The organism is Streptomyces sp. NPDC037389 (genome assembly GCF_040636475.1).
Lineage (GTDB): Bacteria > Actinomycetota > Actinomycetes > Streptomycetales > Streptomycetaceae > Streptomyces > Streptomyces hesseae.
In genome coordinates, this window is the sequence record NZ_JBEZUS010000008.1 from 170,172 (window position 1) to 194,927 (window position 24,756).

Consider the following 24,756-nt stretch of genomic DNA (forward strand, 5'->3'; position numbering starts at 1 on the left):
TTCCTTCAGCGGTGGTTGATGGTGCCGTTGGCCCGGCCGAAGAGGCCGGCGTGGATGTTCTGGGTGATCTGCTGGGGCTGGGTTTCAGCGGTGCGGCCGCGGACAGCGCGGATGAGGGCGGCTCCGGCGAGGGGGCAGGCGGCGGCGATGGCGGCGATGGGCCACAGGAGTTGGCTCATGGCGGCCAGGCCCGGGGCGGCGGCGGACAGCCCGTATCCGGCGGCGGCGATCCCGCCGCCGATCGTGGGTGCCAGCAGGGCGGTGGTCTTCGCCCAGGCCGGGATCGGCTGCGCGCTCGGGGCGACCAGTGCGACGGGGGCGTGCACCGGCGGCGTCTGCGGGGCGGGGAGAGGCCGGGGCGGAGGGGCGGCGTGGGTGGTGAAGGCGGGTGCGTGGCTGGCCTCGTCGGCGCGGATGAGATCCCAGACGCGGGCCGCGTAGATGGCGTCTTCGGCCGGGTCCGGCAACGGCCGGGCGGCCACCGGCTGGTGCTCGGCGAGGACGAGGTTGCGGGGGATCCGGGTGGTGTTCATAGATGCTCCCGGCGGTGCGGTTAGGTGGCGAGGTTGCTGAGGGCGGTGGCGCAGCCGACGACCATCCGGTGGATGGCGGGGGCAATGCCGGTCTGGGCGAGGTAGAACCCGAGGAGCGCGGTCACCACGGCGTGGCCGATGCGCATTTGCCCGGAGCGCACCAGCAGGAGCGTGACGACAGCGAGAAGAACGACGACGGAGACGGACAAGGCCATGGCGTCCCTTCGGATGGGTCCGACGCGCCGGACCTAGTGGGTTACGGAGAGCGAGAATCGGGCGTGTGGGAGGTGGGGGTCCTACAGGCGGCGGCGAGGACGTGTGGAGGCGTGCTGACGCCGCCGTGGCCGTCTCTGAGGGTCTTCTCTTGTGGGGGTCCCACGCTCACCACGCGCAGGTCAGTGCCGCCCACAGCCGTGTGGGACTCCCACAGCGCGTAGGGGGCTGAGCGTGGGGGGCGTGGGCGACTCCCCCACACGGGTTTTGACTACTGCGTGTTGCGGTAGTGGTTGATCGCTTCGGCGAGTGTCTCGGCGAGGTAGCCGGACTTGGACTCGTTGGTGGCACCTGCGCGGACGGTGCCCTTGCCGGGGCGTTCGACGTCTGCGGCGCGCAGGAGGCGGCCGAGTTCGGTGCCGAGGGCGGTGGCGTCGAGGCCGAGTTTGTCGGCGAGGTCGGCGGTGTGCATCCGGCCGCCGGCGGCGACTACCGTCTCGTGGGCGGTGCGCAGGAGTTCGGGCACCGGGTCGGGCCAGTCGGCGGGGCCGCCGGTCTGCTCGATCACCCGCCCGAAGTCCGCCGTGATCACACCGCTGTCCGCCTCGGCCCCCTGCTCGCGGTCCACGGAGGCGGTGCGGGAGCTAGTGGGCCGGGAGTTGAGCAAGGCGGCCAGGGCGGCGCCGCCGAGGCGGCCGCCCGCATCCGGCTGAGGGGTGGCGCCGGGGCCCGTGCCGGTGGTGGCCGGGTTGGGGCCGGCCGTGCTGGTGGCGGGGGCGGCTCCGGTCTGGGGCAGGCCGGTGACCGGGTCGAGGGGCGGACGCAGGACCTCGACGTTGGCGTAGGGGCGGGTGGTGTCGGCGAGTTCACGGCCCCTGTAGAGGCGGGGCAGGACGCGGGCCCAGCGGGACGCGTAATAGCGGCCCGGGGCGGTGTCGAGGAGGACCGCGTCCGGCATGGGGCGCCGCTTCGCGAACTGCGGGGCGAGGTGGTCTATCCGCTTCGGGGTGATGCGGTAGCCCTTGAACGGACGGGGGTCGGTGATCACGTCGTTCTCGTCCGGGGCGGACAGGAAGCCCGAGCCGCGGTGCGGTGCGGCCTTGGGGTCCAGACGGGTCCCACCCGAGGCGAAGAGGTGGTGGAGCTCTTCGGGGTCCGAGACGCGCATGCCGGCGCGGTTGCGGGACTGTTTCTTCATCGCGGCGGTGATCGTGTCCTGCGTGGCGCGCAGCCCGCACAGCAGCGAACGCACGCGCACGGCCCGGCCGGTGTTGACCACGGAGTCGAGCTTGTTCATCAGCGCCATGGGCAGCTCAGCGATCTCGTCCACGACGATCAGGACCGCCGGAGTTGCCGAGCTGATCGGGAGCTTGTCGTCGTTTGCGGACGCCATGAGGTCCTGGTAGCCGGACTTCCGGGCAGGGATGCCGTCCAGCGCCACGTCCAGCATGATGTGGGCTTCTTCTTCGGTGTCGGCCACCCAGTCGATCAGGGGCACGTCGCTGGTGCCGTCGATGGCCCACGATCGCAGCCACGGCATGCTGATGCCGGCGCCCGTGGTGTCGATGTGCCACACCAGGCAGTCGTTGGTGCGCAAGAGCTGTGCGTTGGCGGCGTTGATGGTGTTGGACTTGCCTGATCCGACCTGCCCGACCAGGAGCCCGCAGTCGTCCAGCAGCCGCATCACGGCCTCTTCGCCGTTGGTGTAGAGGCCCAGGGAGATGGGGTCGTTGATGGTGGTGATGCTGGTGTCGTCCGGAAGCGGCAGTTCCTGGGCCATGACGTCCTTCTCGGTGACGTTGATCTGGATTTCGCCGTAGGCCATGCCGTCGGTGATCTGCACCCCGCCGCCTCGGGGAAGCCGTAGGGCGGCGGCGAGTTTGCGTGGCGCGTCGACGGGGAGGTCCGGGGTGCTGTCGGGCATCTGGACGCGGACGGTGTAGCCGACGTTGCTTTTCCAGGGCCGGACCCCATCGACCCGGTGGCCTTCCAGGCGGAAGAGCTCTGCCAGACGGCGCTGCCACTGTCCGGCCTGGCCGTTCGCCCACTTCTGTAGCTTCCGGGCGGCCCGCCCGCCCTCGGCGGCTTTCTCAGCGGCGACCAGGCCACGGGCCAGGACCATGGCGGCGGCCGTACCGGCGCCCCACCACCCGGCGGAGGACCACGTCAGGGCGTCCTCGGTGGTCAGGGCCTGCGCGCACCATCCGCCCGCGGCGAGCCAGGCCGCACACCGGGCGATGCTGTGGACCAGGGGGCGGCGCTGGTAGAAGTCCGCGCCGCCCTGAGCCAGCGCACCGGCCCCGGCCGCCAGTAGGGCGTATCCGGGCGGCATGCCGGTGAGGGCGCCGACGGAGGCGAGGTCGTAGGCGCCGCCGGCCGCCATCGCGGCTGCGGTCGGCGCGGTGATGGACCATCCCCAGTCCAGGACCAGGGATCGCGACTTACTCATGCGAGCGCTCCTTGACAGTCATGAACGCACAGGGCCGGGCCCCGCGTCATTGCGGGACCCGACCCTGGCGGGCTGGGGCGGGACTACACGTCCCATTTCTCTTCACCGTTGCGGGGGTCCTCGTGGCGGCGGATGTCGCGAGCGTGCAGCCGCCTGAACAGCGGGAAGAGTTCCTGTGCCGCGCTGGCGGCGCGCAGGAGCGTCTGGTGGACCTCGGCGACCGTCTCGGCGACGGTCTTCTCCACCGGGTATTCGTCGGCGGACTTCACGGCCAGGAAGTTCACGGCGGTGGCGATGTTCTCCAGCCCGGTCGGCAGGCCCTCGAACTCGGCGGCCACGTGGGTCATCGATTCCGGCTCGTAGCGGGTGTAGATGTGCTGCACTTCCTCGCAGGTCCTGGAGAACATCGAATTCCTCAAATCCAGGGTCCCGTCCGGGCGTCGGGTAGCGATGTTCCACATGTGCTCGTTGTTGCGCGGCGCTTCGAAGCGCATCAGGTCGTGCTCGTGTTCCTTGACGAACACGTCGTAGACCTCGGCGGCCTTGGCCTCGGCGTGCAGGACCAGGACCTGCACCCGGGCGACGACCTCAGCGATGGCCGGGTCCACGGGGTACTTGTCGGCACAGTTGATGGCCAACTGGCAGATGGCCTGCGCCACCGAGCCGATACCGTCGGGCAGGCCCTTGTACTCGGCCTGGACCGAGAGCATCGAGGGCGGGTCGTAGTGGGCGTAGGCGTCGCGTACGCCCTCGGTGTGCAGAACGAACTGACTCACGTGCTGACCTCCGAAATGGGAGCCGCTCCCCACGGCAGCGGCGACGGAATGGCCCGGGCCGGGAAAGTCGGTGGCGACCTGCGGGGTACGGGTCATCAGCCAGGCCCAGATACGTACGGCGGTGGCCGGGCCCCAGCGCAGGTACCGGATTCCCCACAGCGCCCCTCGGGGCACCAGCCGTGCCCACCGCAGGACGCCTCCGGCCGCCATGGCGGCGATACCGAACAGCAGGCCCGGCACCAGGGCCAAGGCGCCCCCGAGTCCGGCCGCGAGCGCTGCACCTGCCCCGCGAGCCATACGAACTGCCCGGTCATGGGCCCGCTCCCGAGCCCTCTGCCACACGGCCCGGGCGAGACGCCCCGCAGGCGTGGCGGCGGCACGGAGAAACCCATTCCGCGTCGCGGCGAACGCCTTGCGGAACAGCGGGCCGGCTAACCGGCGGGCACGCGCGGCCTCACGGAACCCTGCCCTGGCAGCCCCCAGCCCGGCACGGCGAGCGTGGCCGAGCGCGGCCGCGGTCATCGCCCCGGTCTTCCCCCAAGGCCTCGCTCCCCGGTCCGCTGCCCCGCCGACGGCAGCGCCCCGGGCGCCACCGCTTCCGGCACCGGCGGTCTTGCCCCGGCCGAGCCATCCACGGCGGCCCGTGGCGCTCGAAGGACGCGACTTCCTGTTCAAGCCAGGGCCCACGGCTCCGCCTCCAGCCCTTCCGGCCCCGTGGCGACGGCCAAGAACACCCCGCCGGGCCGACGACGTACCCGGGCCCAGGGCAGAGCCGCGGCTTCCACGCATGCCGCTGATGAAGCCACCCGCCGATGAACGGTGCGGCGAGGCGGCCGCAGACGGCTTGGCGCCTCCGCCCCGTGCCGAACCGCCCGTTTGCCTGGACGATGCTCCCGCGCTGGATGGCCCAGCCGTCCCCCCGCGCGAACGGCGACCGCCCAGAACTCCGGCCCCGTGGGCGTACGGGCTCCGGCCGAGGAGTCCGTGGCCTCCTTGGCGGCGGCCCGGCCCTCCGGCCAGACCGCCCCACGCGTTGCCCCCGGTAGCCAGCCCGCGGCGGCCCCACCGTCCCATGGCCGTTGCTCCGTAGCCGCCCGCCATCCGGCGGCCGGCCCGCCGGGCACCCGCGCGAGCGCGCGCCGCACGGACGGCGGCTGCTGCCCCGGCAGTGGCGACCACGCCTGCGGTCACGGCGGTCCCCACAGGCCCGGTGGTGGAGTAGAGGCCGGACCCGCCGACCGCGAGCGCTTCCGCGCCGAACACGGCGGCAGGCAGGGCCGGCAGCGGCCGGACCGCCTGGCGGGCCGGACCCTTGCCCAGGCCGGGGGTCTCGGCGGGCGTGACCGTGACCTCGATCGGGACGGCCTGGACGTCCGCGTCAGGGGACGGGGATATGGGCGGTGGTGACGTGGTCGGTGTCGTGTCAGACACTGAGGTAGCTCCTCTTCTGGGGGAGTTGGTGAAAGGCGCCCCGGCCGGGCCCTAGGAAGCGGGCCGGGGCGCCGACGTCGTGCGGCTCAGTTCCGGTGGGTGCGCAGGTAGGTGGCGAGCTGGACCTTGGCGGTGGCGACGCTGGCATGGGCAGCCATCTGCGGGTACTCGTCCCACTCCTCGTGCTCAGCGGCCCGGGCCAGGTGCTTGCTGGCCTGGACGACCAACTGGTCCGGGTCGGCCTTGATGCTCTTGAGCGGCGAGAAGATCTCAAAGAACGACACGTGCGGGACCTCCAGACGTGACACGGGCCGCCGCACTCGGGGAGCGGCGGGCCACAGGCCGTGGATGCTTGGTGGATCAGACGCGGTGATGGGGCTGGTCGTGGACGGGGTGCGCGGCGGCGATCTCCTGCCACCGGCGGCTCTCCCCCGGGTCGGTGCTGGACACCCGGACGCGAAAGCCGCATCCCGCCGCCCGGCACTTGTGCGTCGTCGCCGACAGGACCTCGACGAACCAGCGGACCGCCGTGTAGACGCTGGCGAATATCGCCAGGCAGCACGCAACCATCGTCAGTAACGGCACGTGGTGGGCGTCGAGTTCGTAGGCGTAGTCCACGCCGAGGGCGCCCCCGATAAGCGAAGCGATGGGGAAGGCGAAGTGCCGCAGCGTCAGCTTGTGCATGAGCGTTTTCCTTCCGGCCCGGACCGGGCCACGCCGCGTCTCGGTGCCCGGCTGGCGTTCGGGCCGGGCACCACGACGGGGCGGAGGTCAGGTGTAGCGGCGGGCGAGGTGGTCGAGGAGGTCTTGGGCGAGCCCGGCGGGCAGCAGGCCCTTGTCGATCGCGGCGAGCTCGGCGTAGCCGCGGGCGATGGCCCGCAGCTCCTGCGCCTTCTGGTTGCCGAAGAGGTTGGCCGTTACCTGGGTCTCGGCCTTCTTCAGCAACTGGGCGGCGGCTTCGAGGTACTGCGACATGCTGATCCCTCCCTGCGAGGGCGGTAGTTGTTCAGTGAGTGCACTGTTCCTCGGGGTAGGCACACGGAACGCACATGCCGAGCGAGGCCGGGACGCAGTAGCCGGCGTCCTTCCGGCAGACGGGGCAGGTGCGGCGGGCGGCCATGGCCCGCTCCAGCGCCGTGTGCTTCGCGGGCGTCATCGGGCGGACCGGCCGGGCCATGTCGATCCGGTACAGGTAGGCCTTACGGGGCCCGTGGACGGACCGGCGGGACCGCCACAGGATCTGGGCCACGATGGGCTGGCCGCCCGGGCGCAACCCGCGGGCGCGGAGCTGGCGGCGGGTGGCCAGGCCCTCCGGCGCCAGCCTCCACGGGTACGTCGGGATCCCGTAGCGGGCGCCGGCCGGGTCGTAGAAGCGCTGGTGCGGGGGCATCAGCGCAGATCGGCCGGCTCATCCGGCATGGCCTGGGGCCGGGCCGTCACGATGCGGCTCCTTCCAGTTGGCGAGCGGTGTTGTCGCTGGGGGTGTCGCGCAGTTCCTGGTAACGCTGGGAGACCCAGCCGACGGACCAGCGGGTCAGGTCCGCAGCTGCCCGTACCGGCAAGCGGGCCTCGAACGCGGCCCGCACAGCCGCGCGGGCCTCGTCCTCGGGGAGCTTCTCGGTGGCCGGTCCGGCGGCCAGCAGCGCGGCCCGTTCACGCTCGGCGCGCTCAGAGCGCTCCTGCTGTTCACGGCGCTCGCGTTCCGCGCGCTCTTGCAGCTCGCGCTGACGGCGCTGGGCTGCCTCGCGTTCACGCTGTTCGCGCTCGCGCTGCTGCTGTTCACGCTCACGCTCATGGCGTTCACGCTCTTCCCGCTCGCGGTGCTCGCGGGCATCAGCCCGGGCCCATTCCTCGCGCCGGGCCTTCTCGTCCCGCTCGGCTTGTTCGCGGGCGAGGCGGGCTTCGTGCTCGCGCTGTTCACGAGCCAGCTGGGCCTGGTGCTCCCGTTCCTCCCGCAGCCTCCGGGCAGTGGCCTCCTCTCGTTCGGCGGCTGCCTTCACCCGTGCCTCTTCCTCGGCTCGTTCGCGGGCGTTCAGGGCGGCCACGGCGGCGGTGATGGCCCGCCGGTAGGCCAGGCCGGTCTCCGCCGTGACGATCAGCAGGAGGGGCGAAACCGAGTGCACTGCCACGCCCACCAGGTCGTGGGCAAGGGCGGATTCGCCGACGTTGAGGGCGAGGGTCATGGTGCCGGTCATCCACCGCAAGGCCACCGGCCACTTCCCGCCGTGGCCACCGAGGCGGGCCAGGACCGAGTCCAGACGGACCACGATCACTACGGCGGCATCGACCACCAGCGGCAGGATCGGGGCCGTCCAGGACCAGTCAGCGGGCGTGTGCGCCGCCATCAGCGGGGTAACGGTCAGGACCGAGAACAACACGGCACCGCAGACGATCAGCCACGTACCGACCGACAGTGCGCGCTCCGCTGAACGGATCTGAACGGCGTTCACCGGCCGCCTCCGGACGCCGTACCGGGACGCCCGGTGCGGCGTCCGTTCGTCGTTGTCATGGCGGGTGTGGGGGTCTCGGCGATGTTCCAGCCACCACCGGCCCGCTTCGCCGTGTACATCGCTTCGTCCGCCCGGCGCATCGCCCGCTCCAGCGGGGCCTCGGGCAGCAGCTCGGCGAAGTACGCCCCCACCGATGCGTCCACCATCAGGACGTGATCGCGGTAGGGCAGCGGCCGGCACAAGGACACGGACAGGGCGTCGAGGGCAACCGGCAGGCCGTCGGCGCCCACGAGGATGACGGCGGCGAACTCGTCGCCGCCCAGCCTCGCCGCGCACCCGCCGTGCTCCTCGGCCCAGCGGGAGAGCCGCGCCGCGCACGTGGCCAGGACCGCATCGCCCGCGCCGTGGCCGTAGGTGTCGTTAAGGGCCTTGAAGCGGTCGAGGTCCACCAGGACCACCACCGCCCCGCGGCCCCGCAGCAGCTTGGCGGCCTGGCGCTGGAACACCTGGCGGCCGGGCAGGCCAGTGAGCGGGTCACGGCGGGCCTGGTCGATGCGGTGGCGCCACCATAAGGCGTGCAGCGACCAGCCCGCCGCCAGCGGCACGCTGGCCAGGACCGTGGCCAGGGTGCCGGTCATTCCGCCACCTCGCCCTCACTGGTCATCAGCGGGACGACACAGACGGATGCCGTGAGATCGGCGACCACCGGGTGTCCGTGGCCGGTCGCCCCGGGCGCCTCGGTCCATTCCCAGTCGGTTCCGGGGGCGGCCTCCCAGCCCAGGCTGGTGAGCGCGTCGAAGCGCTCGGCGAGGGTGGGGACGAAGTTGCGGCGGCAGGCGGGCCAGACGTGCTCCGGCCAGTCGTCCACATGGCCGGGGAGCCCGATGAACAGGGTCCACCGGGCCGCCGCCTCGCTCTTTCGCTTCGCGGGCCAGTCGCAGCAGCGTCGGCACAGCATCGCCACGCTCCACCTCGGCAGGTCCACCGCACGCGGGCGCGTGATGGGGGCGGGGCGGGTGTAGTCCTCGCGGATCAGGTGCGAGTCCAGGTCGAGGAACTGGTGGCGCTGCTCGGCTAGTTCAACACGCGGCTGGCAGGCACGCAGCTCAGCGAGGAGCTGGTCCAGCGGCACGTCCAAGCACTGGATCGACGTCGAGGGGGTGGTCATGGCGTGCCTCCTCACGTGCGGTCGGGGATGCGGGCGTAGGCCACCAGGTCGAGCCCGGCGCCGGCGTAGGTGGTGCTCGTCTGGAGGACATGGGTATGGCCGTCGCCCTGGGTGTCGTAGGCCACGGCGTCGGGCTCGATGCCCAGGGCCTCGCGCCAGGCCTCGAAGGCACCGGGCTCGTCGTGGAAGGCCAGGTGCAGGCGCTCCGGGAAGATCGGGCTCATCCGCACAGTCGGCGCCGGAAGGTGCCCGAAGGTCATGGCCAGCTCGTACAGGAGCGGGACGGCCATCTCGCCCAGGGGCAGGGAGTCGCTCATGCCGCCACCTCCGTACGGTCCCCGGCGGTGTTCTGGCGGGCCCGGGCGGCGGCGCGCACGCCCCGACGCGCGGTGGTGAGCCGGGTCGGGGCGTAGGCGCCGGCCATCTCGGCGACCTCGGCCGCGACGCGGGCGATGGTGTCGAGGAGTTCGGGCTGGTCGGCGAGGATGTCGCGGGCCGCGTCCAGCCGCGCCGCACGCTCCTCGCGGCTCTCGCCGTCGACGCCCAGCCACAACTCCAGCGGGGTGCCCAGCGACAGCTCCAGGAAGTCGTCATCCGTGACGACCTGGTGGCCGCCGATGAATGCCTTCATGGCAGTACAGCTCCTTCGAAAGAAGCGGGATGGGGAGACCTCGGGGCGGCGGTGTGTCCTTGCAGGGGAGTGCCGCCGCCCCGGGGGCGGATCAGATGTGCGGCAGGCGCGTTCAGCGCTGGACGACGGGCTTGTCCCGGTCACGGTGACGCACGTCGACCTGGGGGAATCCGGCCTGGCGCAGCCGGGAGGCCAAGGTCCGGGCGAAGACCGGGGCCCTGTGCCGGCCGCCCGCGCATCCATCGGCGACCGTCACCGGTCCCGTGCTGGGGCCTGCGGCGAAAGCGCGGACCGCGCTGACGGCCGCCTCCACCAGGTCTGTGATGCCCGGGGTGTTCAGCACGGCGGTGCGGACCGGCTCGTCATCGGCGGTCATGTAGCGCAGCTGCGGGCTGATGTGCGGGTCCCGGAAGTGTTCCCGCAGATCAATCGTGATGTGGGCCGCGGGCGGCTCCCCGTGCAGGTAGCCGAAGGAAACGATCAGTACGGAGGTGTCCACACGTGGCTCCGGTTTCAGGAGGCGCGGGCGTAGCCCGAGAGGCTGCGCGCGTGGACGGTGAGGTGATCGGCACCGGTCACGTGGACGTCGCCGGAGACGGACTCGGCGCGGATGTAGCCGGTGGCCTGCGCCGTCGCCGTGACGCGGATGGTCCCGGAGGTGGAGGTGACGCTGGCGGTGGATCCGGAGTAGGAGTGGATCGTGGTGCTGCCGGAGACGGACCGGATGGCCGCCTCGCTGGTGACGCGGTCGGCCCGCACGCGCCCGGAGGTCGTATCCACCGTCAGGCTGCGCGCGGTCTCCACCGCCATGGCGCCGGAGACCGACCGGAACTCCAGTCGCTCGACCTCACCCGCGACCACAGCGTCAGCCGAGGTCGTGACGACGGCCACGGAGGAACCGGGCGGGAGGATGACCACCGCCTTCAGCGGCTGGATGGTCGGCATCGCCCCGCCGGAGACGACGCGCCCGTTGATGATGGTGGCGCCGACGACCGAGCTGGTCACGGTGCCGAAGTTCTGCACGACGTGCATGCCGCCGCCACCGGCGACCATGGCGTTGGTGATCTCGGGGACCTCCACGGACATCACCCGTCCGTCCTGCCGGACGCGGGCTCCCAGTACCGCGTCCGCACCGGGGCCGGAGGTGTCGTCGGTGTGCAGCATCACCTCGGCCTGACTCACGGCCGGGTCCACACTGACCAGGACCTTCCCCAGCGACAGCGACAGGCCCAGCACGATCGGGCCCGTGCCCTCGGCCTTGAAGAAGCGCTCAGTCATTGCCTTGAACTCCTTGTGTCGAAGAACGATCAAAGGAAGCGGCGGCGGCCGACCGCCCCTTCGGGGCGCAGCCATCTCGCCTGGTGGTGCTGAGCTGGGCTCGTGGCCTGACTACTTGTGTCCGTGCCAGCCGCCGGCGGTCACGTTGCCGTGGGTCCGGGCGTGCCCGGCCTGCTCACGTGCCGCACCCTGCGTCTCCGCGGAGTTGTGCCGGCGGTAGTCCTCACGCGCCTCGGCCAGCAGCTGCTCGGCCTCGCTCTGGGCATCGCTGTGCGAGCGGAATATGCTCACCATCGATCCTTTCGAGGGTCACGGGGCGCGCCCGGAAGCTGTCCAGGCGAGGGGCGCGCCCACCTTCATGTCTGATGACCGGGCCCACAGCCCGGCAGAGCTAGAGCCCCAGAGGCACGACGTCAGCCGCCGAAGCGGCTGCGGTCGGCGCTGGAGGGATCCGGCTCCCCTCAACCCCGCTCGTAGTCGAGCGGGGGAGGCAGCCGGCCGCAGCAGTGCGCTGCGGAGGCATGGTTCTGGAGCATCGCCTTGATTCGGGCGGCGGTAGCCCGGCGGCACTGGCCCCTGTCAGGGCGGTGCCGCTTCCGAGAAGCTCAGGCCCAAGGGCCCCACTCCGCCCTCGCGGGCGATTCGCCGGCGTCCGGGATGTAACCCCCATCTGCGTAGGTCCAGGGCCACGGTGTCCCTGCCTGACCTCCCGTGTTCCGGTCCGGGTGACCTCTTATTGGTGGCGCTCAAGGAACGACGTGCGTTTGTGCAGGTAGAGCAGGTCGTACGAGCCCCCGCTTGCCCGGGAATCGATGGGCGCCGCGAGTAGCTCTGCCTCAGAGTGCACTGTGAGGCAGAGTCGGTCAACCCCCCTTGCGCCAGACCCAGTTCAAGAGCTGCTGGCCCTGCCCGTCGACCTTGGGCACTATGAGGCAGAGACAGAAGAGAGGCTTTGAGGTGCAGATGATCGAGTGGACCGGCAGACCGGCCTACCAGCAGGTGGCAGATGACCTCCGGCGGAGGATTGCCGCCGAGGAGTTCGCCGGATCCGGGAAGCTGCCATCACTTGCAGAGCTTCAGGAGGCCTACCAGATCACCATCACCGTGGCCCGTGAGGCCATTCGAACCCTCAAGGCCGAGGGGCTCGCAGTGAGCCACCAGGGCAAAGGGGCCTTCCTCACCCCGAGTTCCTCGAACCTGGCCAAGGGCACCGACCTCCAAGCCTCCGTCGACGCCCTGCAACAGGAGGTCAAACTCCTCCGCAGGGAAGTCAGCGAACTGCGCGAGCGAGTTGCGGACCTGGAAGCCAGCTGACGCCGGGTCGGCGCGACATCGGCCCCGCGAATCGCTATGCCCTGGTATGCCAGCATCTGCACCTCCGTGATCGGGCGTGCAACCAGTTCACTCCAGAGGCGATGAAGTCGGTATCACATCGTCTTACCTGAAGAACTCCCGCAACTTTTATACAGGCGCTTACACATCCTCTATCACTGCTTTTCCTACACCTTCACGAGTCGCTACACTCGCGGCTCGGAAGCTATCTAGGAGGGGAAGATGGCTCGACAGCGACCCGATTGGAACCCGGCAGCATTACGCGAGTATCGCGAAAAGCACGGGCTCACACTGGAAGACACCGGCGAAAAACTACGAGAGATCGCCGAGCGGCACAACTTCAACATCGCCGCAAACTTCCAGACCATATGGGGGCATGAGAAAAACATTTACCCCGGCCCTCACTACCGCCGGGCCTACTGCCTTCTCTACGGTCGCAATGAAGCCGAACTCGGTTTCCGTCGAGCCCTCCCCGGAGAGGACGCTCAGGTGGAACCCGTTGCCGCCCCGTCGAATCCCCAACTCCCCGATCAGTCGGAAGCGGTTCGCACCGCACTCGGCAGTATTCAGGAGGGGACTGAGGACGTCAGCAGCGAGGATCTACGCAACCGGCTCCTGAGTGCTTGGCGCATACACAGCGAATGGAGCAGCGACCAGGGACCGACCGTTGTCCTGGTGGGAGGGTTCGCTGGATCCGGCAAGTCAGAGTTCGCGAAGTTCTTGGGCAGGCTGACAGGGTGGCCGATCCTCGATAAGGACTCGCTTACGCGCCCGCTGGTGGATCAATTGCTCGTCGCCCTCGGCGGCGCGGCTCACGACCGAAGCTCCGATCTCTACCGCGAGAAGGTCCGCCCCCTCGAATACCGGTGCCTGATGGAAGCCGCTTGGGACAACGTCGACTGCGGAGTATCGACCATCCTCGATGCTCCGTTCGTCTCGGAGTTCTCGCAGTCCTCATGGATGCAACGCTTCTATAACCGGTGCAAGTCGAAGCGGGTTTCCGTTGCAACCATATGGGTCGAATGTGACCCCGATTCCATGCGCGACTATATCGAGTTCCGGGGAGCCGCTCGCGACACGTGGAAGATGGAAGCGTGGGACGAGTATCTCGCCAGTATCAATCTGGAGATGCGCCCACAGGGTTCGCACTTCGTCGTGGACAACCGGCTAGGGGCAGCCATCGCTATGGCCGACCAGGCGCGAGACGTCCTCAGCGGAGGTGGTCTGTGACGTCCGCCGGCGTCATCCTGTACGGCCCTCCGGGTGCGGGTAAGGACACCATCACCGCAGAGCTGATCCGGCAGGACGCGTCGTATGCGCTCTTCCAGCGGCTTAAGGCGGGCCCCGGCCGGACAGTCGGCTACCGGCTCACGTCGATCCAGCACATTGACGACCTCGACCGGGCCGGGGACGTGCTCTATCGCAATGCCCGCTACGAAGCCGAGTACGCGATCGACCGGGGAGGCCTCTCCGCACTCATTGACCGCGGCCACATCCCGGTGCTGCACATGGGGCAGGTGACGGGAGCAAGGGCGGTCGAGGCGTTCCCCATCCAGTGGGTGAAGGTGCTGCTCTGGTGCCCGCTGGAGGTCACCCAAGCCCGCTGTACCGAGCGTGGCGACAAGGACATCGAAGCGCGCCTTAAGGCGTGGCACGAAACCCAAGAGGACCTGCTGAACCATCCGAGCGACTCGTGGTCGCTGGCGCTGGAGACCCAGTTACTGAGTCCTCCCGAGGCAGCGCGCACTATCCGTCGAGCCGTGGCCAATAACGCGGTTGGCAGGACACAGGACATTCGGAGGGTGGTCGCATGACAACGCTGGGCATCCTGCACCCCGGCAGCATGGGAGCCGCTGTGGCGGCACAGGCCAAGGCGGCCGGCGCCGAGGTTCTCTGGTGCCCCGAGGGACGCAGCGACGCGACCAAGGACCGAGCTGTCAGGTCAGGGCTCGCAGCAGTCGGCAATATCGCCGAGATGGTGCACAACTCCGATGTGATCTTGAGCCTCTGCCCGCCGGCCAACGCTGTGGACGTCGCGTCCTCGGTCGCAGGGCATTCCTTCTCGGGCATCTTCGTGGACGGCAACGCCATCTCGCCTGCGAGCATGAAGACGATCAGCACTATCATGTCGTCGGCTGGCGCTCAGCTGGTTGATGGCTCCGTCATCGGGTCCCCTCCATCAACCACGAAGACCCCGAGGCTCTACCTCTCCGGCCCTGAGGCGCCAGTCGAGGCCGTCGCACGACTCTTTGAGGGGACGGCGGTGAACGCCATCGCGCTGCCGGGCGGCATCGGAAAGGCGTCGGCGCTCAAGCTGTCGTACAGCACCTTCCAGAAGATCAGCCGCGTCCTCGCCGCAGTTTCGTACACCTTGGCACACGATTACGGCGTCGAGCGTGAACTTCTGGACGTCGCGAAGCAGCGCACAACCAGCTATCTCACGGAAACCGAATACATCTCCAAGACGGCTTCGCGCGCATGGCGTTGGGGCCCCGAGATGCGGGAGGCGGTACAAGCCCTAATGGAGTCTTCCCTGCCTGCCGGACTAGCTGAAGCCGCATCGCTGGTCCTCGAACGCTGGGGGGACGCAAGAAATTTTCCTTTGGGGCTTCCTGAAGCTATGGATCGGCTTCACCACACAACTGAGGGATGACAGAAGTCATGGGAATGGTGGCCGGTGCCGTCAAGAGGCCAGCGAGATTCCGTTTCCGGTCAAACTTCGCATGCCGATTTACATGCATTCAGATGTTTCAAATCCACCCGTCGACGATGCTGTGCATCCGGCACGGTCTGGACGACTCTCGCGGACTGGCCTCCGCGACCTCTGCTCCTCTCGCGTCGCTCCTTCGCTCGATGCCAAGGACCCCACGGTCGCGGCACGCTAGGGAGGGTTCTCTGTGGCGACCTGACCCGACTTGCAATCGGGCCAGCTCGCTCTCACTTCTCGCAGAGCTTGATCTAACCCGATGACAGACAGTGATCTCAGTGCTACATTGAGGCTATGTCGCAGCGAAGCGCCGAAGATGCTTCGAGTGTTGAAAAAATAATGCTCAAGCTACACAAGTCCTGCATGGATCACATCGAGCGAGCAACGGGATCCAATGAACTCGAAATAAACCGGGTATTGCATCTTGAGGCTGATCTAGCTACTTGGCTCGAAGTCTTGGAATCAAGGCCAGAGGCTCAACAATTTCAATCGGCGCATCGTGATTTCGGACTTGCCTTCTATGCTGCGATGAGCGGCCTCTATCGCCAGGCTTTTTCTACGCTGAGGTCATTCCTTGAAGTGACGGTAGGCGCTGCATACCTAAGTTCCCATGAATTCAAGCGCCGTCAATGGGTAAGCGGAAAGCTCGACATAAGCTGGAAGGCAATCACCTCGATCGATAGTGGGCTTTACTCTAGTCCGTTCCTCGAGGAGTTCTGTCCGGAAGTCATGGAAGAGCAAGGAGAAATGCTTGCCAACCTAAAGCAGGCGTACCGGCGATGCTCTGAGTACATCCACGGTAACGTGTCGACTTCCCAGATGCTTCCCACCGAAATCTCTTACCGAGAAGACATCGCGAGGGAGTGGCTTTCAGTCGCTAAATCTGCCCTCAGTGTGACTATGCATTGCCTTATGGTCAGATACTATAAAGACCTCTCTCAACCTTTGAAAGGAATCGTCGAGGGTTCCCTCGAGGATCATTTCTCTCACCTTGTATCCGTAAGGCAACTGCTAGGCCTCCCAGTGGAGGGGACGCGCTCGTGAGCAAAAACGAACTGAGCTTTCGAACTGAAGACCTCACCCTGGAGGACGTCGGCAGGTATTTCGTCGAAACGGATTTTGATCGCCAGACGATCGACGCCTTGAAGAGCAAGAAGACCATCGTTCTCCAAGGCGCGCGCGGTGTCGGCAAGTCCTTCTTGCTGAAAGTGGCCCAGAAGGAGATGGATGCGGAGTTTTCCAAATCCAAGACACTCGCCGTTTACGTCACATTCAATGCAGCCGGACTCCTTCAGACATCTGACCCGGAACGGTTTAAGCATTGGATGCTTGCCAAGATTTGCAATAGGGTCATTCGTGAGGCGCGTAAGAAAGGTCTATTGCAGAGTAGTAGTAGTGTATTCACATCGCTCGTCGGTGGGGCAGATGATGAAGCTATTGCCGTGAGGCTAGAGGCCCTATATAAGAGCTTGCAGGACGCTTGGAAGAACGACACGGCGCCAGTTGAGGCGGACTCTGGTATTGACCCGGAGATGATTAAGGACGCTGTTGAAGACCTATGCGATCAGGCCGGCGTGAGAAGGGTCGCACTGCTTATCGATGAAGCGGCGCATGTCTTCATTCCTGAGCAGCAGCGACAGTTCTTCACGGTGATGCGTGACCTGCGTAGTCCATACCTCTCCGTAAAGGCTGCGGTGTACCCCGGCGTCACATACTTCGGCGACTCTTTCCAAATGAGCCATGACGCCGAATTGATCAACGTTAATCGCAACATTCAGGATCCTGGTTACCTCGCTTCAATGCGCGAGATTGTGATTCGACAGGACCCGGAACTAGAGAAGTTGATCAATCGTCATGGGGCGGTGTTCGATGCGCTGGCGCTTGCCTCTAGTGGAAATCCACGGACACTACTGAAGACTGTATCTGCCACTTCGCCCCTGAGTACGAATAACGCTCAGCGTGTCATGAAAGAGTACTATCGAGACACCATCTGGGCTGAGCACTCGGCTCTGGCTGACCGCTACATTGGCCACCGTGCGGTGATCAGTTGGGGCCGCGAGTTCCTTCAGAGAGAGGTCATCTCAACGCTGCATAAAGGGACGCGACAGACGCGCGATACCGACAAGCGCGTATTCTTGTGGATCCATCGTGACGCCCCTTCCGCAGTGAAAGAGGCTCTGCGCCTACTCTGCTACAGCGGGATTCTGCACGAAGCCGGGACCTGGGTAGTCGGAACGCGTGCCCAGACTGGGACTCGATACATGCTCAACATCGGGACGCGGACAGCACCCGACGCGGACCCCGTCTCCGCAACGAACCGACTGAGGGGTTCCATTTCAATTAAGCGCTTTGTGGAATTCGGGGCAAATCACGAAGCCTATGAGAGCATTGCAAGTCTCGACATTGAAAAGATGGATGAGGTGCAGCGGGATTTTATCAAGTCCCAGCTTGATCGAAGCGTCGATCTATTGGACCTCACCGATTTTGCCAAGAGGAAATGCAAGGAACTTGGTTTCGACACTGTTGGGAAAATCCTGGCAGCATCCGAGAGTAACCTTCAGGAAGCCAGATATGTCGGCACTGTGAGGTCACGTCGAGTGATGAATAAGGCAACCGCAGCGGTAATGGAGTACCTCTCCGGTTGATATGCAGCGTCCGGGGATATTCCTGATATCATGGCCCCATCTCGGGTGATGAGGGTGGGGGCTGCGGTTCGGTTGCATTGGGTCGTAGTTCGCACAGTTAAAAGCTCGGGGCGATATGGCTGCCCGTCCCCCTAAAGATCTTCTCGTAACCGTGCTGGGTGTCCTGCGTTGGTCTGGTCGTGCAGGTGGTCTCCGCTCAGCGTCGTGAGTTCGTCGAGGTGTTCACCGGGCTTCGCCCGCGGCAGTTCCAGCGGCTGGTCAGGGCTGTCCACCGGGCCGGTGGACAGGCCCTGGACCCTGGCCGGCCGGGCCGGCCGTGGTCGCTGCCGCTGGAGGACCGGGTGCTGCTGGTGGCGATGTATTGCCGCACGAACCTGTCCATGCCGCAGCTCGCGCCGCTGTTCGGGATCTCCACGGCGGCGGTCGGCCGGATCATCAAACGGCACGGTCCGCTGCTGGCCCTCGCGCCGGCCAAGCGCAGGCCGGGCAGTGGTGACGTGCTCGTCGTGGACGGCACGCTGGTGCCCACGAGGGACCGGTCGGTGGCCGCCTCTTCGAAGAACCACCGGTACTCGGCGAACATGCAGGTCCTCATCAAGGCGGAGACCAAGCTCGTGCTCGCGGTCGGCCGCCCGATGCCCGGCAACCACAACGACTGCACCGCCTTCACCGACTCCGGCATCGATACCGCCTGTGGGGACGCGACCGTCATCGCCGACGGCGGCTACCAGGGCACCGGACTGCTCATCCCGCACCGCCGCAAGGCCGGACAGGAACGGCTGCCGCAATGGAAGGAAGAGCACAACGCGTCTCACCGCCGGGTGCGAGCGCGCGTCGAGCACGTCTTCGCCCGCATGAAGAACTGGAAGATCCTCCGCGACTGCCGTCTCAAGGGCGACGGTGTTCACTGGGCCACCAGCGGCGTCGCCCACATGCACAACCTCGCTCTCACCGGCTGAGCCGAAACCAGAAATCGCAACCCCTTTGTCGCCACAGCGCAGTTACCGGGTTACGAGAAGATCTTTAGCCAAGAGCCTCGGCGTGTAGCCGGCGGGCGGTAGCTGCAAGTATGCGCCGAAGCTTGTCGCGGTTTGCGCCGTAGGTCTTCAGTGCGTGGCAGTTCGGGCACAGGGCGATCATGTTTGAAGGGAGGTCGGCCCCGCCCTTGGCAAGGTCCCGTACATGGTCGACCTGCAAGATGGGCTCTCCCGTGGTGGTGCGTTCTTCGGGGTGGCCAGCGCATTGGGGACTTTCGCAGTTGCCTCCGCTGCGTCGTATCACTGCTGCTCTGGCACTTGGGTCGCGGATGAAGCGTTCAACGAGTGACGGCTTCTTGCTCTGACCTCGCCGCTTGGCATTGGCTTCTGCGGCTTTTACCAAGCGCTTGTATGCGTCTTCGTCGGTCTCCGTGGTGTCGTCGCGTTCCTCGGAGTCCAGGTCGCCAGGACGGTAGCTGACTGTGTCGTCGTGAAGCGCACCGGTGTCGGCCTCTAGCGCCTCGAGTACGTCCGGAGTCCAGCTCTCGCGCTCAGGGGAGGGCACGGGGGCCAGAATCCAAACGAACTCACGGCGCCATTGGCCGTCGGCTCCTAGGCCCCATCGCAGCCGACGTTGAACTATGACGGACCAGGCTTCGAAGCTGAACTGCTTTTGGAATGGCTTGTGCCAGTAGCGCAATGGGCGGCCAGCGGACTGGTACTCCGCCATGAGTTCGTTGCCGTCTGTGATCCGCTGATCTCCGGAGAGGCCATCGCCGACGTAAGCGATCCAACCTGTGTCGGGCAGGCGACCGTCTGCATAGGGCCCCTTTTCATCCGAAAAGACGCTTAGAACGCCGTCAGCGAGGCAGCCAATGCCTGCCATCTTCTGTCCGCCGTAGGTGCGCCAGATGGCGTCACGGTCCTTGAAACTCTCCCCGAGTTGTGGACGCAGGGCATCGGCCCATCTACCAGCGAGCAAGTCGTGAAGGCCAAAGTCCTCCAACAGGCCTGTCGGCAGAGGGTAAAAGTAGCGCAGAATGAGGCCCGCTGCTGCCTCGGCCGCAACCTGGGGGTGTGAACGCAGCAGCTTGTAGTCGTCCTCGCGCAGTCCCCCCGACGGGTCGACGCGATTCAATGACTCCAGCGTTGGGCGCCGTCCCCGGCTGGTCAGAGCGAGCTCTTGGACGGAGTCCACGGTCCACAGACTATCGTTCACGAGCGCCCAAAACGGGTAGAGGACACCGTCCTTGCCGTCTTCGACCTGGGTGTACTTCTCCAGTAGGGGCGCCATTGCATCGCGCGTGGTCGACCACAACTGCATGCGAGGTGCGCCAGCTGCGGCCTGCCCAATCGCCCGCAGAAGGAGTGCGGGACGATGCACTGAAGTGCCGCCAGCCCTACGCGCCGGCCGCACTTCACCCACACGCCTGAGAAACGTCTTTGGCGGCTCTACAACGGTGAAGCCCTCCCGCCGCAGCCAGGCCACCGCGTGCTTGAGCCCTCCGCTGAACTGTGAGGGTTTGAGTGCTTCACCGAAGTCATACAGGTGAGCAACGCCGGCTATGGCCTTGGAGTCGTACTCACGCCCTTCATAAACAAGCAGGTAGGACGCTGCCGCACGGAAGCCGTAGGTCTCGAGGAACGTCTCCCGTCCGAGCTGATCGTGTTCTGTAATCGCTTGGAGGATCCCCGCGCGCGTGATCTCAGCAGGTGCCATGACCGACACAGTAGATCAGGACACTGACAGAGCCTTGCTGGTTCCTGTGCATGGTATGCGACAGAGATCAGCGCAGGCCCCGACGGCCCCGGGTGAAACTTCGCAGGTCAGGCGCTTCTTGCTGACCTGTAGTGGCATGCCCTCCGGAGGTGTATGCGCTCGTGTGCCGCTACCTCGCCCGTCGTGCGCCTACCGCCGACCACCCTGCGGCGGAAGCCTGGTCACCTACGCCCGTCATCGAGATGTGGTGAGGTGTATCGGAGGGGAGGCTGATGGCAGTGGCTGGGGCCACACAGAAGTGTGGAGTCCGGACCAAGACGACCGGCAGGCCATGCAAAGGGACGGTCGTGAGGGGAACTTCGCGCTGTCGTAAGCACCAGGGGGAGTGGTCGGCGCTGGGCGTCCTCGACCGGCGGGAGAGGGAGCTCAAGGAGGTCAAGCGGAAGCAGGCCAAGTCCCGTAAGAAGTGACTCCACCCGGCTCTCCAGGGAGCCAAAGAGGGAGCCACCGACCGCGACATCAGGCGGCCGTCCGCGAACAACCGCGGACGGCCGTTCTGCGGTTTCTGGGCCAGGGCGGGGATCTCGGCTGGTGGGCCGAAGGGCCGTCTTAGAGCAGTGGTAAAGGAGTGGCTGTGATCGGGGGTGCTCGGCCTTCCTCCCGAACGGGTTGTCGATCACGTAGTGTCACAGGCCGTCCGGCCCGAGCCGGACGGTCCCGTCGAGATCGCACCGGCGCGGAGTCGAGCGCCATGCGGCCTGCCGACACCTAGTACGGGGTGCCGTTGGCGAAGTCGGTCTTGAAGGTCGACTCGATGCCGTTGAGCACGCCCGCGTCGTCGACGATCAAGCCGAGCTCGCGGTTGTTGTTGAGCGAGTTGTCGGAGAAGTTCTGCGAGCCCGCGAAGACCTTGGCCGACGCCGTCCCGTAGTCGGCGACGATCGCCTTGGCGTGGATGTAGAGGCCCTCGGTCGAGGAGAAGGTGACGACGGTGCCGCCGGCGTCCTTGACCTGGTCGAAGTAGCTGCCGTAGCGGTCGGGGTTCATGCCGACGACCCGGACCGATACGCCGCGGTTCCGCGCGGCCACCACCGCGTCGACCAGGGCGCTGTCGCCGAACTCCAGCTGTTCCAGGTCCAGCGAGTGCAGGGCTCCGTTGATCAGCGCGAGCAGACGGTCCTGGGAGTCCGTGGGCGACCAGAGCAGGTTGTTGCCGTCGGAGGGGGTGACGGCGGTGTGGGCGTAGTCCGCGTCGAAGGCCTGCTCCATGGCGGCGACATCGGCGGCGTCGGTGTCGACGACGCCGTAGTCGCGGCCGGTCGCGTAGTACTTCGCGTCCAGGTTGCCCGTCAGGATCAGCGACTTCGCGCGGTCCACGGTGATGCTCTTCTGGTGGGTGTAGACGAAGTCGGGCGAGGAGTACACCACGCCCACGCCCGCGGCGCCGAGGGCTTGGAAGGCCGGTCCGTTCACCGAGGGGTGCTTGCCGTCGAGGATCACCCGGACGGCCACCCCGGCTCTCTCCCGGTTCACCAGCGCGTCCACGACCTCGGTGTCGTCCAGCTCGTACATGGTCACGTCCACCGACGCGGTGGCCGAGCGTATGAGGTCCCGGACCGCGCCGTGGCTCTGATCCGGGAAGACGAGCAGCGAGTACGTACCGGGGGCCGCCTGGGCGGCGTCCGGGGTGGCCAGTACGGATACCGAGGAGAGCAGCAGGGCACCGGCCGCGACAGCGATCCGGCGGAGGGGGTGGGGAGCGCGCATACCGAACTCCGATTGTGAGGAGGGGCGGTGGGAGTGAGCGGGGGCGCCCCCATCGTGTGGCCGCCGGCGTTTACGCGGGGAGGGGTTGCGGGTGAATTTTTGTCGGTGTCACGACAATCGCGCTCGACTTCGCGGCGGCGGCGCCGTCGACTCACGCGCCATCAGCCGGGGTGCCGCATCCTCCACCCACCGCGCCGGACCCCCGTCCAGCAGTGCGATCAACTCCTCGGCGGCGTGTCGGCCGAAGGCGGCCGTGTCGCGGGTCAGGGCCGTGAGGGCGGGGTGGGTGTTGCGGCAGAGCGTCGAGTCGTCCCACGCGACGATGGACAGTTCGGCCGGTACGGACACGCCGTGCTCCGCCGCCACCGCCAGACCGGCCACCGCCATCACGTCGTTGTCGTAGACGATCGCGGTGGGCGGGCGCTCGTGGGCCAGGAGGCGCCGGGTCGCCTCGGCGCCCTGGGCGTCGGAGTAGTCGGTGGTCACGGACGTCACCTCGCGCAGCCCCCGGCGGTCGGCCTCCGCGCGCAGCGACGTGACGCGGCGCCGGGTGTGGGTCAGGCCGGGCAGCCCGGCGATGTGCGCGACGCGGCGGTGGCCCAGGCGGTGGAGGTGGCCGACGATCAGGGCCATGGCGGCCGCGTCGTCGGCCCGGACGCAGGAGATCGCGGCGCCCGACGGGATGGTGCCCGCTCCCGGCGCGCCCACGATCACCGCGGGCAGACCCAGTTCCGCGAGGAGCGCCGGGCGCGGATCGTCCTCGCGCGGGTCGACGACGAGGAGCCCGTCCACGCGGTGCTCGGCCCACCAGCGCCGGTAGGCGGCGCACTCGGCGTTCACGTCCTCCACCACCTGGAAGAGCAGGCCGAGCCGGCGCACGGCCAGCGCCTCCTGCACGCCCGAGACCAGTTGGAGGAAGAACGACTCGACGCCGAGCGTACGGGCGGGACGGGCCAGCACCAGGCCGACGGTCGCCGAGCCCTCGCCGGACAGGGCCCGGGCGGCGGCGCTGGGCAACCAGCCGAGCTGATCGGCGACACGGCGGATCCGCTCACGCGTGGCGGCCGAGACCCCCGGCCGGCCGTTGAGCGCGAAGGACACCGCGCTCTCCGAGACGCCCGCGCGCCGCGCGATGTCCTTGATCGTCGGTCTGCGGAGCATCTCCGTCCCGTCCCGCCGCTTCCTTCGAGTCCCGACCACACTAAAGCGCATTAGTCCGTGACGGCAGTATTGACGCAACTCCCTTGCCGGGTGCAGGTTTTGACCGGCCTCCTGCCGACCGCCCGACCCGATCGAAGGAGCTCGTCCGCCATGCCCATATCCCGGCCGCGCCACGTCATCGCCGTCGCCGCCACCCTGGCGCTCACCGCCTGCGGGGGCGGTGGAGGGGGTGGCGGATCGCGTGCCGACGGAAAGCCGGAAGGAGGCATCACCTTCCAGACCTGGAACCTCCGCGCGAACTTCAAGGACTACTTCGAAGACTTGGTAAAGGACTTCGAGAAACAGAATCCCGGCGTCAAGGTCACCTGGCTGGACCAGCCCGCCGAGCACTACGCGGACAAGCTCAGCGCCGACGCCGCCGCCGGCACCCTGCCCGACGTCGTCAACGTCTCCCCGGACCTGTCCTATCCGCTCGCCAAAGCGGGAATGCTGGTCGGCCTCGACAAGGAGAAGGCCGCCGCGCGCTTCAAGGGCGAATACACGGCGGAGGCCTGGCAGGGCAACACCCTCCCGGGCCTGGGCGGTTCATACTCCTTCCCCTGGTACCTCACCACCGGGCCGCTCTTCTACAACAAGGCCCTCTTCCGCTCCGCCGGGCTCGATCCCGAGAAACCGCCGAAGAACTACGCGGAACTGTTCACCACCGCCCTCGCCATGGCCGGGAACTCCGGCGGACGGACCGCGACCCTCGCGAACACCCCGTCCGTCGAGGACTTCGGCCGCTACGGCGTGAAACTGATGAACGACGACGCCACGAAATTCACCTACAACGAGCCCAAGGGCGTGGAACTGCTCGGCAAGTACAAGGAGCTCTACGACCGCGGCGGCCTCGACCCGCAGGCCCTCACCAACACCCCCGAGAAATCCGGCCAGAAGTTCCTGGAACAGAAGGTCGCCATGAACCCCGGCGGCGCCAACGACCTGGCCACCTTCAAGGAGAACGCCCCCACCCTCTACCGGAACCTCGGCATCACCGACGCGCCGAACAACACCGGAAAACCCAACATGTACGTGATGGGTGTGGCCGTCAACGAGAAGAGCAAGCACAAAGCGGCCGCGATCGCCCTCGCCCACTTCGTCACCGACCGGAAGAACCAGGAGGCCTTCGCCCACGAGGTCGCCGTCTTCCCCAGCACCCGGGGCTCGCTCGACGACCCGTACTGGACGAAGGACGACGGCACCGACGAGGGCCGGGTCCGCGTGGCCTCCGCGAGGATGCTGAAGGGCGCCGTCAATTACACCCCCGTGGTGATGAGCGACGAGATGAAGACCGTCCTCAAGAACGAGGTCGCCAAGGCCCTCCAGGGCAAGAAGTCCCCCAAGCAAGCGCTCGACGACGCCGTCGCGCAGAGTGACAGACTTCTCCGGCAGAGCTGAGCCGCCGTCGTGAAGAAGCCTGCTGTGACAACGAGCGTCGGGGACACCGCGAGCGCCGGGGATGCCGGGGATGCCGGGGAC

General features: G+C 67.4%; 28 protein-coding genes. 9 read left to right on the forward strand and 19 right to left on the reverse strand.

Annotated features, from left to right (window positions below):
* Window positions 1-5: 5 nt before the first annotated feature.
* The 16 genes from AB0E98_RS19520 to AB0E98_RS19595 all read right to left on the reverse strand — a co-directional run bounded on the left by AB0E98_RS19520 (window position 6) and on the right by AB0E98_RS19595 (window position 11,220).
* A complete protein-coding gene (locus AB0E98_RS19520; RefSeq protein WP_361704020.1) occupies window positions 6-533 on the reverse strand; it encodes a hypothetical protein in 528 nt (175 codons plus the stop codon).
* 20 nt (window positions 534-553) lie between these two features.
* Window positions 554-748, reverse strand: coding sequence for a DUF2304 domain-containing protein (locus AB0E98_RS19525; protein WP_361704023.1), 195 nt, complete (start codon window positions 746-748; stop codon window positions 554-556).
* Window positions 749-1,017: 269 nt separating this feature from the next.
* The gene (locus tag AB0E98_RS19530) at window positions 1,018-3,195 is read right to left on the reverse strand and encodes a hypothetical protein (protein WP_361704025.1); all 2,178 of its coding nucleotides are present in this window, start codon (window positions 3,193-3,195) and stop codon (window positions 1,018-1,020) included.
* 83 nt (window positions 3,196-3,278) lie between these two features.
* On the reverse strand, window positions 3,279-4,220 hold the full coding sequence (locus AB0E98_RS19535) for a hypothetical protein (protein ID WP_361704028.1): 942 nt from the start codon (window positions 4,218-4,220) through the stop codon (window positions 3,279-3,281).
* Window positions 4,221-5,488: 1,268 nt separating this feature from the next.
* Window positions 5,489-5,686 (reverse strand): hypothetical protein, encoded by a 198-nt coding sequence (locus AB0E98_RS19540; RefSeq protein ID WP_361704030.1) that lies wholly within the window; start codon window positions 5,684-5,686, stop codon window positions 5,489-5,491.
* A 76-nt stretch (window positions 5,687-5,762) separates the two neighbouring features.
* A complete protein-coding gene (locus tag AB0E98_RS19545; RefSeq protein ID WP_361704031.1) occupies window positions 5,763-6,086 on the reverse strand; it encodes a hypothetical protein in 324 nt (107 codons plus the stop codon).
* 87 nt (window positions 6,087-6,173) lie between these two features.
* Entirely contained in the window at window positions 6,174-6,377 is a 204-nt protein-coding gene (locus AB0E98_RS19550) for a hypothetical protein (protein WP_361704033.1), read from the reverse strand.
* A gap of 31 nt (window positions 6,378-6,408) precedes the next feature.
* Window positions 6,409-6,792 carry an RRQRL motif-containing zinc-binding protein gene (locus AB0E98_RS19555; RefSeq protein WP_361704036.1) on the reverse strand — a complete coding sequence of 128 codons (384 nt, stop codon included), beginning with the start codon at window positions 6,790-6,792 and terminating at the stop codon, window positions 6,409-6,411.
* A 46-nt stretch (window positions 6,793-6,838) separates the two neighbouring features.
* The gene (locus AB0E98_RS19560) at window positions 6,839-7,852 is read right to left on the reverse strand and encodes a DUF2637 domain-containing protein (protein ID WP_361704038.1); all 1,014 of its coding nucleotides are present in this window, start codon (window positions 7,850-7,852) and stop codon (window positions 6,839-6,841) included.
* Window positions 7,849-8,490 (reverse strand): GGDEF domain-containing protein, encoded by a 642-nt coding sequence (locus tag AB0E98_RS19565; protein WP_361704041.1) that lies wholly within the window; start codon window positions 8,488-8,490, stop codon window positions 7,849-7,851. Before AB0E98_RS19565 ends, AB0E98_RS19560 begins: the two co-directional genes overlap by 4 nt.
* Complete coding sequence (locus AB0E98_RS19570) at window positions 8,487-9,020, reverse strand: DUF6303 family protein (protein ID WP_361704044.1); 534 nt, start codon at window positions 9,018-9,020, stop codon at window positions 8,487-8,489. The genes AB0E98_RS19565 and AB0E98_RS19570 overlap by 4 nt, the downstream gene beginning before the upstream one ends.
* An 11-nt stretch (window positions 9,021-9,031) precedes the next feature.
* Entirely contained in the window at window positions 9,032-9,337 is a 306-nt protein-coding gene (locus AB0E98_RS19575; protein WP_361704047.1) for a hypothetical protein, read from the reverse strand.
* Window positions 9,334-9,651 (reverse strand): hypothetical protein, encoded by a 318-nt coding sequence (locus AB0E98_RS19580; RefSeq protein WP_361704049.1) that lies wholly within the window; start codon window positions 9,649-9,651, stop codon window positions 9,334-9,336. The genes AB0E98_RS19575 and AB0E98_RS19580 overlap by 4 nt, the downstream gene beginning before the upstream one ends.
* Window positions 9,652-9,763: 112 nt before the next feature.
* Window positions 9,764-10,150, reverse strand: coding sequence for an RNase adapter RapZ (locus AB0E98_RS19585; RefSeq protein WP_361704052.1), 387 nt, complete (start codon window positions 10,148-10,150; stop codon window positions 9,764-9,766).
* Between the two features lie 14 nt (window positions 10,151-10,164).
* The gene (locus tag AB0E98_RS19590) at window positions 10,165-10,929 is read right to left on the reverse strand and encodes a DUF4097 family beta strand repeat-containing protein (RefSeq protein ID WP_361704054.1); all 765 of its coding nucleotides are present in this window, start codon (window positions 10,927-10,929) and stop codon (window positions 10,165-10,167) included.
* A gap of 111 nt (window positions 10,930-11,040) precedes the next feature.
* A complete protein-coding gene (locus AB0E98_RS19595) occupies window positions 11,041-11,220 on the reverse strand; it encodes a hypothetical protein (RefSeq protein ID WP_361704057.1) in 180 nt (59 codons plus the stop codon).
* Window positions 11,221-11,856: 636 nt separating this feature from the next.
* Here AB0E98_RS19595 and AB0E98_RS19600 point away from each other — a divergent pair.
* From AB0E98_RS19600 to AB0E98_RS19630, 7 genes are all read left to right on the forward strand, one after another.
* On the forward strand, window positions 11,857-12,243 hold the full coding sequence (locus AB0E98_RS19600; protein ID WP_361704059.1) for a winged helix-turn-helix domain-containing protein: 387 nt from the start codon (window positions 11,857-11,859) through the stop codon (window positions 12,241-12,243).
* Window positions 12,244-12,483: 240 nt separating this feature from the next.
* A complete protein-coding gene (locus AB0E98_RS19605) occupies window positions 12,484-13,491 on the forward strand; it encodes an AAA family ATPase (RefSeq protein WP_361704062.1) in 1,008 nt (335 codons plus the stop codon).
* Window positions 13,488-14,075 (forward strand): guanylate kinase, encoded by a 588-nt coding sequence (locus tag AB0E98_RS19610; RefSeq protein WP_361704064.1) that lies wholly within the window; start codon window positions 13,488-13,490, stop codon window positions 14,073-14,075. The genes AB0E98_RS19605 and AB0E98_RS19610 overlap by 4 nt, the downstream gene beginning before the upstream one ends.
* Window positions 14,072-14,914, forward strand: a complete 843-nt coding sequence (locus AB0E98_RS19615) for a DUF1932 domain-containing protein (protein WP_361704066.1) — start codon at window positions 14,072-14,074, stop codon at window positions 14,912-14,914. Before AB0E98_RS19610 ends, AB0E98_RS19615 begins: the two co-directional genes overlap by 4 nt.
* Window positions 14,915-15,262: 348 nt before the next feature.
* Window positions 15,263-16,012, forward strand: a complete 750-nt coding sequence (locus AB0E98_RS19620; protein ID WP_361704068.1) for a hypothetical protein — start codon at window positions 15,263-15,265, stop codon at window positions 16,010-16,012.
* Window positions 16,009-17,613 (forward strand): hypothetical protein, encoded by a 1,605-nt coding sequence (locus AB0E98_RS19625; RefSeq protein WP_361704070.1) that lies wholly within the window; start codon window positions 16,009-16,011, stop codon window positions 17,611-17,613. The genes AB0E98_RS19620 and AB0E98_RS19625 overlap by 4 nt, the downstream gene beginning before the upstream one ends.
* 179 nt (window positions 17,614-17,792) lie before the next feature.
* The gene (locus AB0E98_RS19630) at window positions 17,793-18,572 is read left to right on the forward strand and encodes a transposase (RefSeq protein ID WP_361704511.1); all 780 of its coding nucleotides are present in this window, start codon (window positions 17,793-17,795) and stop codon (window positions 18,570-18,572) included.
* 64 nt (window positions 18,573-18,636) lie between these two features.
* Here the strand turns inward: AB0E98_RS19630 and AB0E98_RS19635 are convergent, their stop codons facing one another.
* Entirely contained in the window at window positions 18,637-20,310 is a 1,674-nt protein-coding gene (locus AB0E98_RS19635) for an HNH endonuclease (protein ID WP_361704073.1), read from the reverse strand.
* Window positions 20,311-20,657: 347 nt separating this feature from the next.
* Here AB0E98_RS19635 and AB0E98_RS19640 point away from each other — a divergent pair, with 347 nt between their 5' ends.
* A complete protein-coding gene (locus tag AB0E98_RS19640) occupies window positions 20,658-20,780 on the forward strand; it encodes a hypothetical protein (RefSeq protein WP_361704075.1) in 123 nt (40 codons plus the stop codon).
* A gap of 298 nt (window positions 20,781-21,078) precedes the next feature.
* On the opposite strand, the gene AB0E98_RS19645 is transcribed toward AB0E98_RS19640, so the two are convergent.
* Window positions 21,079-22,077, reverse strand: coding sequence for a phospholipase D-like domain-containing protein (locus AB0E98_RS19645; protein WP_361704078.1), 999 nt, complete (start codon window positions 22,075-22,077; stop codon window positions 21,079-21,081).
* A 108-nt stretch (window positions 22,078-22,185) separates the two neighbouring features.
* The gene (locus AB0E98_RS19650) at window positions 22,186-23,238 is read right to left on the reverse strand and encodes a LacI family DNA-binding transcriptional regulator (RefSeq protein ID WP_361704080.1); all 1,053 of its coding nucleotides are present in this window, start codon (window positions 23,236-23,238) and stop codon (window positions 22,186-22,188) included.
* Window positions 23,239-23,388: 150 nt separating this feature from the next.
* Here AB0E98_RS19650 and AB0E98_RS19655 point away from each other — a divergent pair, with 150 nt between their 5' ends.
* Complete coding sequence (locus AB0E98_RS19655) at window positions 23,389-24,675, forward strand: sugar ABC transporter substrate-binding protein (protein ID WP_361704082.1); 1,287 nt, start codon at window positions 23,389-23,391, stop codon at window positions 24,673-24,675.
* Window positions 24,676-24,756 lie beyond the last annotated feature (81 nt).